Origin of the sequence: Streptomyces showdoensis (assembly GCF_039535475.1) — a bacterium.
In the GTDB taxonomy this organism is placed as follows: domain Bacteria; phylum Actinomycetota; class Actinomycetes; order Streptomycetales; family Streptomycetaceae; genus Streptomyces; species Streptomyces showdoensis.
This window is the reverse complement of sequence record NZ_BAAAXG010000027.1, coordinates 364,056-376,126: the sequence shown is the minus strand read 5'-3', so window position 1 is coordinate 376,126 and position 12,071 is coordinate 364,056. Positions and strand designations below refer to the sequence as shown.

Here is a 12,071-nt window from a genome sequence, read left to right as displayed (position 1 = left end):
ACCGCATGACAGATCCGAACCTCCGTCTTCTTCCGGACCTATTTCGGGGAGTCGCAGCCGTGATCAGCGAGCCCAGCAGGTACTGCACGGTGGAGCTCCAGGCCCTGCCGTCGCGGATCGGTCAGGTCCGCAGAATCGTTTCGGCGCAGCTGCGCCACTGGCAGCTCGACGCATTGATCGACCTTGCCGCGCTCGGGGTCACCGAGCTCCTGACCAATGTCCACCGGCACGCCCAGCCGGACAAGACGTGCACCGTAGAGGTCGAGCTCCTGCTCGACCGCCTCACCGTCTCCGTCCGCGACCGCGATCCGCGGATACCGGACCTCGGCGAACCCGCGGGCGCGGACGACGAGTTCGCCACCTCGGGCCGCGGCCTCGCCATCATCGAGGCGATGAGCGAGAGTTGGGGCGTCCGGCCGCACGGCGACTCCGGCAAGGTCGTCTGGTTCACGCTCCAGGCACCGCCGTCGCCGGTGGCGGACACCCCGCGCTCCCACGTGGTGTACGGGGCGACGACGGCGGGGCCGCTGCAGTCGCCGGCGCTGGTGCCGTGACCCCGGGATCCGGATCCAGGACCCAGGACCCAGGCCCCAGGACCCCGGATCCGACGGTCCGTCACTCCGTGGCGATCGCCCGCAGGACGTCCAGGCGGACGGCCCGGCGGGCCGGGCGCCAGGCGGCGGTCGCGCCGGCGGCGAGGCCGACCGCGGCGACGGTCGCGAGCTGCGCCGGCGGGAGCGCGAAGACGAAGGCGCTGTCGCTCGCGCCGTCCGAGGCGCGGACCAGCACCCAGCCGAGGAAGCCACCGAGGAGCAGGCCGCCGGCCGTGCCGAAGGCGGCGATGAGGACGGACTCCCAGCGGACCATGGCCCGCAGTTGGGAGCGGGTCTGGCCGACCGCCCGGAGCAGGCCCAGTTCGCGGGTGCGCTCGTGGACGGCGAGGGTCAGCGTGTTGGCGATCCCGAGCAGGGCGATCAGCACCGCGAGCGCGAGCAGCGCGTAGACGAGGGTGAGCATCATGTCGATGCCGGCCGCCGACGACTCCGCGTACGCGTCCCTCGTCTGCACCTCCGGGTCGCCGTACCGCTCCGCGACCCGCTCCACCGCCGCCTTGCCGGAGTCCGTGGAGACGCCGTCGCGGAAGGTGACGGCCACCAGCCGGTCGGCGTCCTGGGTGCGGTGCGGGGCCCAGGCCGCGCGGGTGAGGACGTAGTCCCCGGCGAGTTCGGACTGCTGGTACACGGCCCGGACGGTGAAGGTCCGCCGGGTGCCGTCGGCGAAGGCCAGCACGGCCGTGCGCCCCGGCGCCAGCCCGTACCGCTCGGCCTCGGCGGCCGCCACGGCGAGGCCGTCCGTACCGAGCCCGTCCAGGGAGCCCCGGACCGTGCCGAGGTCGAAGGTGCGGGCCAGGGCCGCCGGGTCGGTGACGGTCAGGGCCCGGCCCCGGCCGTCGACCTCCGCCACGCCCCGGCCGAGCCCCACGGCGGTCTCGACCTCCGGCAAGGCGGCCACGGCGGGCCCGAGCCGGGGGCTCAGGCCGCTGCCGCCCGCCCCGAAGGACGGGGCGCTGACGGCCACGTCCCCGGCGAAGGAGCGCGCGACCGACCGGTCCATGGTCGCCTTGAGCGAGGCCCCGAAGACCGTGAACAGCGAGACCACGGCGACGCCGATCATGAGCGCGGTGGCGGTGGCGGCGGTGCGCCGGGGGCTGCGCAGGGCGTTGCGGCGCGCGATCCGGCGGTTGGCGCCGCGCAGCGGACCGCCGAGGATCCGTACCGCGTACGTGGCGGCCGCCGGGCCCAGGACGACGAACGCGACGAGGGCCAGCACCGCCCCGGTCCCCGCGAGCCACAGCGAGGGCGGGCCGAGCACCCCGGCGAGGGCCAGGCCCACGGCCAGGGCGAGGAGTACGGCGCCCGCGGCGGTGCGGGGCCGGGAGGCGGCGGAGTGGTCCACGGCCGTCTCGCGCAGCGCGGCGAGCGGCGCGGTGCGCCCGGCGCGGACGGCCGGCAGCAGGGCGGAGCCGACGCAGACCGCGAGCCCGACGGCGAAGGGCAGCGCGAGGGACAGGCCCTTCACCACCAGGTCTCCTTCGGGGAAGGGGAAGCCGACCGCCGGGAAGAGCGCCTGGAGCCCGGCCGCCACGCCGATGCCGCCGAGGAGTCCGGCCCCGGAGGCGAGGACCGCGACGGCGACGGCCTCGGTGAGGGTCATCACGAGGACCTGCCGGCGGGCGGCGCCGAGGGCGCGCAGCAGCGCGTTCTCCCGGGTCCGCTGGGCGACGACGATCGCGAAGGTGTTGTGGATGGAGAACACCGAGACCAGCAGGGCGACTCCGCTGAACACCAGCAGGAAGGTGGTGAACAGGGTGAGGAAGCGGCCGGAGACCGAGGCGTTGCTCTCCTCGGTGGCCTGCTGCCCGGTGAGGGCCTCGACTCCCGCGGGGAGTACGGGGGTCAGCGCGTCGACGAGCTCCCGCTGGGAGAGCCCGGGGCCGGCCCGGACGAGGATGTCGGAGGCGTCGCCGGCCTTCGGCGTGAGGTACTTCTCGGCGTCCGCACGGGTCAGGCCGGCGTAGGTGACCTGGCCCATGCCGTCCGCGCCGCCGAAGGTGGCGAGGCCGACGACGGTGACGCGCACCGGGTCGGGGGTGCGCAGGACCGTGGTGGAGCCGAGCGTCAGCCCACCGGCCTTCGCCGCGCCGCGGTTGACGACGACCTCGCCGCTCCGCTGCGGGGCGCGTCCCTCGGCGAGGGCGTACGGATTGAGCCGGGGATCCTGGATCCAGTAGCCGGCGAGGGTGGGTGGCCCCTGGCCGCCGACCGGCTCGCCGTCGGCACCCACGAGCTGTCCGGCCCCCTCGATGCGGGGAACGGCGGCGGCGACCCCGGGCACCCGGGCGATGCGTTCGGCCAGCGCCGCGTCGACGGGCCGGCGGGTGCCCTGCGCCTCGCCGGCGACCGTCACCACGCCCGCGCTGCGCACCACGGCGTCCGTGCCGCGGTTGGCGTCGGCGAAGAGGGTGTCGAAGCTCCCGCGCAGGGTGTCGCCCATCACGAGCGTGCCGGTGAGGAAGGCGACGCCCAGCAGTACGGCGGCGAAGGTGCCCAGGAAGCGGCGCCGGTGGGCGCGGAGGGAGGCGAGGCTCAGTCGCAGCGTGGTCATGTCGCCGCTCCCCTGCGGTCCCGGGGGTCGAGGGACTTCATCCGGTCCAGGACCACATCGGGAGTCGGACGTTCGATCCGGTCGACGAGCCGCCCGTCGGCGAGGAACACGACCTCGTCGGCGTGGGCGGCGGCCACCGGATCGTGGGTGACCATGACGACCGTCCGGCCGGTGCGCCGGACGGTGTCGCCGAGCAGCCGCAGCACCTCCTCGCCGGAACGGGAGTCGAGGTTGCCGGTGGGCTCGTCGGCGAAGACGACGTCCGGGCTCCCGGCGAACGCCCGCGCGACGGCCACCCGCTGCTGCTGACCGCCGGAGAGCTCGCCCGGCCGGTGGTGGAGCCGGTCGCGGAGTCCGACGGCGTCGATCAGGGCGTCGAGCCGGGACCGGTCCGGGGCGGTGCCCGCGAGGTCCAGGGGCAGGGTGATGTTCTCGGCGACGGTGAGCGTCGGCAGGAGGTTGAAGGCCTGGAAGACGAAGCCGATCCGCTCCCGGCGCAGCAGCGTGAGCCGCCGGTCGTCCAGGGCCGACAGATCGGTGTCGCCGATCAGGGCGGAGCCTGAGGTCAGGCCGTCGAGACCGGCGGCGCAGTGCATCAGGGTGGACTTTCCGGAGCCCGAGGGGCCCATGATCGCGGTGAAGCGGCCGGCCGGGAAGTCGACGCTCACCCCGTCCAGGGCCCTGACCTCGGTGTCCCCGCCGCCGTACACCTTGACCGCGTCGACGACGCGCGCGGCGGCGGCCGTACCGGCCTGGGTCAGGGTGCTCATGACCGCCGCCCCTTCTCGCCGGAGGCGCGGCCGAACTGCTCCTCCAGGACGGTCAGGCGCCGCCAGTACTCGTCCTCGTCGATCTCTCCGGCCGCGAACCGGTGCCCGAGGAGCGCGATCGGGGACCGTTCGTCGACGCGCGGGCCCCAGGGGCCGCGGCGCCGGCGCGGGCCGAAGCGGCGCAGGACGGTGACGGCGGTGACGATCACCGCCGCCCAGACGAGCGGGAAGAAGAGGACCCAGGGTCCGGGCCCTGCGTGGGCGAGGGTGTTCATCGTGCTCAGCTCCTCGTGTGGTCGATGCTTCGAGACTCGCCCCGAGGACCCCTCCGGGTCGTCCTACGGCCAGCGGCTCCGCCCGTACGACACGGGGAGTACCGAAGCCCCTCCCCCGCCGCACGCCCTGCTCCCCTCGACTCTGTACCTACTGGTATGTACAGTCCTCGTATGACCGCGAGCAGCACGTCCGAGCGACTGATCGAGGCGACCCGCGAACTCCTCTGGGAGCGCGGCTACGTCGGCACCAGCCCCAAGGCGATCCAGCAGGCCGCCGGGGCGGGCCAGGGCAGCATGTACCACCACTTCACCGGCAAGCCCGACCTCGCGCTCGCCGCGATCCGGCGCACGGCCGGGGAGCTGCGGGCCGCGGCCGAGCGGATCCTGGGCGGCGAGGGCTCGGCGTACGCGCGCATCGAGGCGTATCTGCTGCGCGAGCGCGAGGTGTTGCGCGGGTGTCCGGTGGGACGGCTGACGATGGACCCCGACGTCATCGCCGACGCGGAGCTGCGGGCGCCGGTCGACGAGACCCTCGACTGGCTGCGCGGCAGGCTCGCCGACGTCGTCCGGGAGGGCCTGGACAGCGGCGAGCTGTCCGGTCCGCTGCGGCCGGAGGAGCTGGCCGCGACGGTCGTCGCGACCGTGCAGGGCGGCTACGTCCTGGCCCGCGCCGCGGGCTCCCCCGCCGCCTTCGACACCGCCGTGCGCGGACTGCTCGCCCTGCTCGCCCCCCGTACGCGCTGATCCGAACCGTCCGAGGAGACCGTCCCGTGCACGCCATGCAGTACGAGATCACCCTGCCCGCCGACTACGACATGGGGATCATCCGCGAGCGGGTGGCGACCCGGGGACACCTCCTGGACGACTTCCCGGGCCTGGGGCTGAAGGCCTATCTGATGCGGGAGCGGGCGGACGGCTCGCCGGTCCAGCAGTACGCGCCCTTCTACCTGTGGAGCACCCCCGAGGGGATGAACTCCTTCCTCTGGGGCCCCGGTTTCCAGGGCATCGTGAACGACTTCGGGCGGCCCGTCGTGCGGCACTGGGCGGGGCTGGCCTACGAGGAGGGCCCGGCGGCCCCGCGCGCGCCGCGCACGGCGACGCGGCGCACGACTCCGCTCGGCGAGGGCATCGCCCCCGGCGAGGCCGTCGCCGAGGCGGTGCGGCGGCACGCCGAGGAGGCAGGGGCGGAGGGCGTGGTGTGCAGCGCGCTCGCGGTCGACCCGCGCCACTGGGAGCTGCTGTCCTTCACCCTCTGGGCCGGGACGGAGGCTCCGGCCGGGGCGGGCGAACGGTTCCAGGTGCTCCACCTGTCGGCCCCCGGCCGGTCGGCGCTCCGTACGGGCCGGCTGTGGTGACCCGGGCCGTCCCCGCCGCCGGACGCCGTCAGCCCACCGGGACCAGCGTCAGATACGCGATGCCGAGCACCGTCCGGTAGCCCAGCCAGGCGGAGCGCTGCCGGTCCACGCGGGTGCGGAGTTCGTCGGCCTGCGGGTGGTCGGGGTGGGTGGCGAGCCAGAGTTCGGCGTCGTGGCGGTAGCCGGACTCGAACTCCTCCCACTCCTCCTGGCTCGCCGTCTCGGTCCACAGCGGCCGGAACCCGGCCTCGATCGCCAGGTCGACGAGCGTCGCCAGCGGCGTGTGGTCGTCGGCGTGGGCGCCGGGCCACATCACGGCGAGGTCCGCCTCGGTGGGGGTGCGCTGCCAGAACCCCTCGCCGAGGATCACCCGCCCGCCGGGCCGTACGAGGCGGCGCAGTTCGCGCAGGATGACGGGCAGGTCGTACGAGTCCCCTTCGCACAGCGCCTGGCCCGAGCCGAGGCAGAGCACCGCGTCGGCGGGTCCGTGCGGGGTGCCGACGGCGGACTCCTCGACGTACGCGACCCGTTCGGCGAGCCCGCGCCCGGCGGCGAGCTCCCGGCCGAGGGCCAGTTCGGCACCGTCGATGTCGATGCCGACCCCCTTGGCCCCGGGCACCGCGTCCAGCACCCGCAGCAGCAACTCCCCCTGCCCACAGCCGATGTCGAGCACGGTGCCGGGCGAGACCGCCGCGAGCCGCTCGACGAACCGCGCGGCCCTGGCCTCGGAGAGGGGGCCGTGGAAGGTGAGGCCGCTGCCGAGGCGCGGCGGAAGATCATCATGGGTCATGGAGCCGGACCCTATGCGGCGCCCGCCCGGGGTGACCAGTGGTTTTACGGTGGCACCGCCCGGCCCTCGGAGGAACCCCGCCCGCCGAGGGGCCGCCCGGCTCTCGGCCCGGGTCGGCGCCTGAGGGAGGTCCGGTTCTCGGCGCGGCCCCGCCGAACGCCCGGCGCGGCAGGCCCTACTCCGCCGCCACCGCCCCGCCCAACGCCTTGAGCGGGTCGTCGAGGACCGGCTGCCAGGCGAGTTCGGCGGCGCCGACGAGGCTGTTGTGGTCGAGGGTGCAGGGCAGGATCGGCACGCCGCCGCTGCGGCCCCACAGGCTGCGGTCGGCGACGACGGCGCGGAGCCGGCCCGGGTCGGCGTTGAGGAGTTCCCGGTGGAGGCCGCCGAGGATGATCCGGTCCGGGTTGAGGATGTTGACCAGACCGGCCAGGCCGAGGCCGAGGCGGTCGATCAGCTCCTCCGTCGCGGCCCGCACGCCGGGGTCGTCGGAGTGGTCGCGCAGCAGGTCACGGGCCTGCTGGAGCAGGGAGACCTCGGGGCCGGGGGCGCGCCCCGCGACGGTCAGGAAGGCGAGCGGGTCGGTCTCGACGTCGAGGCAGCCGCGCGAACCGCAGTGGCAGGGGCGCCCCTCCGGGTTCACCGTGAGGTGCCCCACCTCCAGCGCGAGGCCCGAACTCCCCGTGTGGAGCCGCCCGTCGAGCACGAGGGCACCGCCGACGCCGCGGTGGCCGGTGGCCACGCACAGCAGGTCCTTCGCACCGCGCCCGGCGCCGTGGCGGTGCTCGGCGAGGGCGGCGAGGTTGACGTCGTTGCCGGTGAAGGCGGGGCCCTCGATGCCGGCCGCGCGCACCTGCTCGGCGAAGATCTCGCGGACCGGCGCGCCGGCGGGCCAGGCGAGGTGGAGCGGGTTGAGGGCGGTGCCCTCGGGCTCGGCCACCGCGGAGGGCGCGGCGAGCCCCGCGCCGACGCAGCGGCGGCCCGTGTCGCGGAGCAGCCCCGCCCCCGCCTCGACGACGGCGCCCAGCACCTGGGCGGGGTCGGCGGAGACGGTGACGCAGCCGGGGGCGGTGGCCACCAGCGTGCCGCCGAGGCTGACGAGGGCGGCGCGGAAGCCGTCGGCGTGGACCTGGGCGGCGAGGGCGACCGGACCCTTCTCGTCGACCGACAGGCGGTGCGACGGGCGGCCCTGCGAACCGGCGGCGGCGCCGGGGTTGGAGTCGACCCGGATGAGGCCGAGCGCCTCCAGCTCGGCGGCGACGGCTCCGGCGGTGGCACGGGTCACGCCGAGCTCGGCGGTGAGGACGGCCCGGGTGGGCGCACGGCCCGTGTGCACCAGTTCCAGCGCGGGTCCGAGCGCGCTGCGCCCCCTGTCCAGCCGTGTTCGCGTGGTCGTCGTCGCCTTGCCGTTCATGGGGGCGAGTCTCCCATGATCGACCCGCCCCGGGCCCCCGCCGCCCCTCCTTTGGCCGGGTCTCGCCCGCCACCGCGTCCGGAACGGCCGCCGGCGGACCCGCCGGACCGCCCGCCCAGGCAGCCTCCCGAGCGTCCCGCGGCAGACCCGGGGAGCACCCTCCGCCGCCGCCTTGAATCCGGAGCCCCAACACCCCTATCCTGAGTTTGTGCCGCTACTAAACAAAGTACGGACGGCCGTACCGGGGGGATCTCGCGGAGACACCGCTTCCCTCCCCCTGTCCCGCCTCCGCTCCGCCCTGACCCTCTTCTTCGCCCTCGACGGCTTCCTCTTCGCCGGCTGGGTGGTCCGCATCCCGGCCATCAAGCAGCAGACCGGCGCCTCCGCCGGCGACCTCGGGCTCGCGCTGCTCGGCGTGTCCGCCGGTGCCGTCGTCACCATGACGCTCACCGGGCGCCTCTGCCGCCGCTACGGCAGCCACCCCGTCACCGTCGTCACCGCCGTCCTGCTCTCGCTCTCGCTCGCCCTGCCGGCCCTGACCCGCTCCCCGCTCGCCCTCGGCCTCGTCCTGCTGCTGTTCGGAGCCGCGTACGGCGGGATCAACGTGGCCATGAACAGCGCCGCCGTCGACCTCGTCGCCGCGCTGCGCAGGCCCGTGATGCCCAGCTTCCACGCCGCCTTCAGCCTCGGCGGCATGGTCGGGGCCGGGCTCGGCGGGCTCGTCGCCGGCGGCCTGTCGCCCACCGCGCACCTGCTCGGCCTCACCGTCGCCGGACTCCTCCTGACGGCCGTCGCCGGGCCCGTACTGCTGCGGCACCCCTCCCCCGCGCCGCCGGAGGCGCTCCCCGCGCGCCCGTCCGCCGCCCGCCGCTCCGGGTCCCGCCGGGCGGTCCTCGTGTTCGGCGTGATCGCGCTGTGCACGGCGTACGGGGAGGGCGCCCTGGCCGACTGGGGCGCGCTGCACCTCGCGCAGGACCTGGACGCGCACCCCGGCGTCGCCGCGGCCGGGTACGCGCTGTTCGCCCTGACCATGACGGCCGGGCGCCTGTCCGGCACGGCCCTGCTCGAACGGCTCGGCCAGACCCGCACGCTCGTCGCCGGCGGGCTCACCGCGGCCGCGGGCATGCTGCTCGGGGCGCTCGCCCCGAGCGTGTGGGCGGCCCTGCTCGGCTTCGCCGTCACCGGGCTCGGCCTCGCCAACATCTTCCCCGTCGCCGTCGCCCGCGCCGGCGCCCTCGCGGGCCCGAGCGGCGTCGCGACCGCCTCCACCCTCGGCTACGGCGGGATGCTGCTCGGCCCGCCCTCTATCGGCTTCCTCGCCGACTGGTTCTCGCTGCCCGTCGCCCTCACCACCGTCGCCGTCCTCGCCGCCGGGGCGGCCGCCATGGGGTACGCGACACGCGACGACCGGGCGCACGGCGCCGGTTGAGCGGTCCGGCCCGGACCAACGAGGGCGCGCAGGGGCGCGCCGAAGGACCGCCGCACCGGACCGTTCGGCGCCCGCGCGGCCCGGACCGGACGCCATAATCCGCTGCATGGACACCCTGAGCACCGACACGCACATCGACGCCCTCGACGCGGCGGGCAAGGCACTCCTCGACGCCGCCGCCGCGGCCGGGACCGACGCCGAGGTCCCGACCTGTCCGGACTGGCGGATCCGCGACCTGCTGCGGCACACGACCGCCGTCCACCGCTGGGCGACCGGCCTCGTCGCCGAGCGCCGCACCACGTACCACGAGGGCTTCGAGGAGCCCGACCTGGACGGCGAGGCGCTCCTCGCGTACACCCGCGAGGGCCACACCCGGCTCGTCGAGACCCTGCGCGCCGCCCCCGAGGACCTGGAGTGCTGGACCTTCCTTCCGGCCCCGTCGCCCCGCGCCTTCTGGGCGCGGCGGCAGGCGCACGAGACGATCGTGCACCGCGCCGACGCCGAGTCCGCGCTCACCGCCGGTCCCGGCCCGGTCGGCCCGGCCGTCGCCGCCGACGGGATCGACGAGCTGCTGCGCGGCTTCCACGCCCGCGACCGCAGCAGGGTCCGCACCGAGGAGCCGCGGGTCCTGCGGGTGCGGACCACGGACACCGGCGACGTGTGGACCGTACGCCTGTCCCCGGCGGCTCCCGCCACGGAGACGGGCGCGGAGGGGCCGGCCGACTGCGAGCTGAGCGGGCCCGCCGACCACCTCTACCTGGCCCTGTGGAACCGGCTTCCGCACGACGCGCTGACCGTGACCGGCGACGCCGCCCTGGCCCGGCTGTGGCGGGAGAACTCGGCCGTCGTCTGAACGTGAACGGGCCCGGCTCAGCCGAGCCAGCCCGGCCTGACCAGGCCCGACTCGTAGGCGAGGACGACGAGTTGGGCCCGGTCGCGGGCGCCGAGCTTCACCATCGTGCGGCTCACGTGGGTCTTGGCGGTGAGCGGGCTGACGACCAGCCGGCGGGCGATCTCGTCGTTGGACAGGCCGATGCCGACCAGGGCCATCACCTCGCGTTCGCGCTCGGTGAGCCCGTCGAGGCCGGTGGCGCGGGCGGGCGGCTTGGACCGCGCCGCGAACTCCTCGATCAGCCGCCGGGTCACCCCCGGCGAGAGCAGCGCGTCGCCGTCCACCACCGCGCGCACGGCGCGCAGCAGCTCTTCGGGCTCGGTGTCCTTGACGAGGAAGCCGGAGGCCCCGGAGCGGATCGCCTCGAAGACGTACTCGTCGAGTTCGAAGGTGGTCAGCATGACCACCCGGACCGCGCCGAGCTCCGGGTCGCCGGTGATCAGACGGGTGGCGGCGAGGCCGTCCAGACGCGGCATCCGGATGTCCATCAGGACGACGTCCGGGCGCAGTTCGCGCACCCGGGCGACGGCCTCCTCGCCGTCGGCGCCCTCCCCGGCGACCTCGATGTCGGTCTGGGCGTCCAGGAGGGCGCGGAAGCCCGCCCGGACGAGCGACTGGTCGTCGGCGAGCACGACACGGATCACGGGGACTCCTGGGGGCGTACGGGGAGGGTGGCGCGCACCCGGAAACCGCCGTCCGGCCGGGTGCCCGCCTCGATCGTGCCACCGAGCGCGGCGGCCCGCTCCCGCATCCCGGCGAGTCCGTTGCCACTGCCGCCCGCGTCGCCGCCGGTGGCCGGGCCCGCGTCGTCGACGCGGAGGGCGAGGGAATCGGGACCGTATCCGAGGACCACCTCGGCGGTGCGCGAGCCGGAGTGGCGGACCACGTTGGTCAGCGCCTCCTGCACGATGCGGAAGGCGGCCAGCTCGGTGCCGGGCGGCAGGCTCCGGGGCCGCCCCTCGACCCGGGTCCGTACGGTGAGTCCGGCGGCCGCGGCCTGCTCGACGAGTTCGGGCAGGCGGTCCAGGCCGGGGGCCGGCGCGCGGGGCGCGTCGCCGGGGGCGCGCAGCGTGTCGAGCACCTGGCGCACCTCGCCGAGGGCCTCCTTGCTCGCCGCCTTGATGGTGGTGAGGGCGGTCCGGGCCTGGGCGGGGTCGGCGTCGAGGAGGGCGAGCCCGACGCCGGCCTGGACGTTGATGACGGAGAGGGAGTGGGCGAGGACGTCATGGAGCTCGCGGGCGATCCGCAGCCGTTCCTCGTCGGCCCGGCGGCGCTCGGCGGCGGCCCGCTCGGCGCGCTCCTTCGCCCACTGCTCGCGGCGGACCCGGACGAGTTCGGAGGCGGCGAGGATCGCGACGGCGAACGCGGCGACCGGCAGCTCCTGCCCCCAGGGGGCGGGGCCGTCACCGGCCGGCGGCAGCCGGCGGTAGAGCCAGTGCGCGAGCAGCAGGTGTCCGGCCCAGAGCAGCCCGAGCGCCCACCAGGCGGCCCGGCGGTGGCCGTGCACGACGGCCGCGAAGCAGGCGACGGCCACGGCGGCGAACACCGGGCCGTACGCGTACCCGGCGGCCAGGTACGCGAGGGTGACCGCCGACACGCCGAACACCACCGGGACGGGGCGGCGGTGACGCAGGAGCAGCTGGGCGCAGCAGAGCAGGAGCAGCGCGCGGCCGAGGGCGTCGAGCGCGAGCCGGTCGGGCTGGTTCCTGGCGGCGAAGCCCGTACCGACCAGGACGAAGACGGTGACGAGCAGCGTCGAGCGCCAGGGCGGCCCGGCGCCCGGCTCGTGCGCCGCCCATCGCCACGGGCGCGGCCACGGCGGCCCGCCGCGGCCGGGATTCCTCGTCGGGTGCGCGTCCATGGCGCCACGCTAGACGGGCCCGGGGCGCCGGGGCGTCAGCCGGGCGGGGTGCTCACCCGTACTCCCGGGGGAGTAGGGGGTACGGGCGCGGGGGTACGGGCGCGGGGTACGGGTGCGGGGGTA

12 protein-coding genes are annotated in these 12,071 nt (G+C 76.0%); 5 read left to right on the top strand and 7 right to left on the bottom strand.

The annotated features are described in order from the left end of the window. The first annotated feature begins 59 nt into the window (after positions 1-59). Entirely contained in the window at positions 60-554 is a 495-nt protein-coding gene (locus ABD981_RS34530) for an ATP-binding protein (RefSeq protein WP_046906760.1), read from the top strand. Positions 555-615: 61 nt separating this feature from the next. Here ABD981_RS34530 and ABD981_RS34525 read toward each other — a convergent pair whose 3' ends face one another. From ABD981_RS34525 to ABD981_RS34515, 3 genes are read right to left on the bottom strand one after another with little or no spacing between them, the layout of a single operon-like run. Further along, positions 616-3,165: an ABC transporter permease gene (locus ABD981_RS34525; protein WP_046906761.1), complete on the bottom strand. Its 2,550-nt coding sequence runs from the start codon at positions 3,163-3,165 to the stop codon at positions 616-618. Next, positions 3,162-3,935 carry an ABC transporter ATP-binding protein gene (locus tag ABD981_RS34520; RefSeq protein WP_046906762.1) on the bottom strand — a complete coding sequence of 258 codons (774 nt, stop codon included), beginning with the start codon at positions 3,933-3,935 and terminating at the stop codon, positions 3,162-3,164. Before ABD981_RS34520 ends, ABD981_RS34525 begins: the two co-directional genes overlap by 4 nt. After that, positions 3,932-4,210, bottom strand: coding sequence for an SHOCT domain-containing protein (locus tag ABD981_RS34515; protein ID WP_046906763.1), 279 nt, complete (start codon positions 4,208-4,210; stop codon positions 3,932-3,934). The genes ABD981_RS34520 and ABD981_RS34515 overlap by 4 nt, the downstream gene beginning before the upstream one ends. 156 nt (positions 4,211-4,366) lie before the next feature. On the opposite strand from ABD981_RS34515, the gene ABD981_RS34510 reads away from it, so the two are divergent. Then, entirely contained in the window at positions 4,367-4,954 is a 588-nt protein-coding gene (locus ABD981_RS34510) for a TetR/AcrR family transcriptional regulator (protein ID WP_046906764.1), read from the top strand. 26 nt (positions 4,955-4,980) lie between these two features. Then, complete coding sequence (locus tag ABD981_RS34505; protein WP_046906765.1) at positions 4,981-5,565, top strand: DUF4865 family protein; 585 nt, start codon at positions 4,981-4,983, stop codon at positions 5,563-5,565. Between the two features lie 28 nt (positions 5,566-5,593). On the opposite strand, the gene ABD981_RS34500 is transcribed toward ABD981_RS34505, so the two are convergent. Then, on the bottom strand, positions 5,594-6,355 hold the full coding sequence (locus ABD981_RS34500; RefSeq protein ID WP_046906766.1) for an SAM-dependent methyltransferase: 762 nt from the start codon (positions 6,353-6,355) through the stop codon (positions 5,594-5,596). Between the two features lie 175 nt (positions 6,356-6,530). After that, positions 6,531-7,766 (bottom strand): ROK family protein, encoded by a 1,236-nt coding sequence (locus ABD981_RS34495; protein WP_046906767.1) that lies wholly within the window; start codon positions 7,764-7,766, stop codon positions 6,531-6,533. Positions 7,767-7,974: 208 nt separating this feature from the next. On the opposite strand from ABD981_RS34495, the gene ABD981_RS34490 reads away from it, so the two are divergent. Both ABD981_RS34490 and ABD981_RS34485 read left to right on the top strand, forming a co-directional pair. Continuing rightward, positions 7,975-9,195 carry an MFS transporter gene (locus tag ABD981_RS34490; RefSeq protein WP_046906768.1) on the top strand — a complete coding sequence of 407 codons (1,221 nt, stop codon included), beginning with the start codon at positions 7,975-7,977 and terminating at the stop codon, positions 9,193-9,195. Positions 9,196-9,310: 115 nt separating this feature from the next. After that, positions 9,311-10,048: a maleylpyruvate isomerase family mycothiol-dependent enzyme gene (locus ABD981_RS34485; RefSeq protein WP_382748562.1), complete on the top strand. Its 738-nt coding sequence runs from the start codon at positions 9,311-9,313 to the stop codon at positions 10,046-10,048. Between the two features lie 17 nt (positions 10,049-10,065). Here ABD981_RS34485 and ABD981_RS34480 read toward each other — a convergent pair whose 3' ends face one another. Together ABD981_RS34480 and ABD981_RS34475 are read right to left on the bottom strand one after the other, a co-directional pair. Further along, complete coding sequence (locus ABD981_RS34480) at positions 10,066-10,731, bottom strand: response regulator transcription factor (protein WP_046906770.1); 666 nt, start codon at positions 10,729-10,731, stop codon at positions 10,066-10,068. Further along, positions 10,728-11,948: a sensor histidine kinase gene (locus ABD981_RS34475; protein WP_046906771.1), complete on the bottom strand. Its 1,221-nt coding sequence runs from the start codon at positions 11,946-11,948 to the stop codon at positions 10,728-10,730. The genes ABD981_RS34480 and ABD981_RS34475 overlap by 4 nt, the downstream gene beginning before the upstream one ends. Positions 11,949-12,071: the final 123 nt, after the last annotated feature.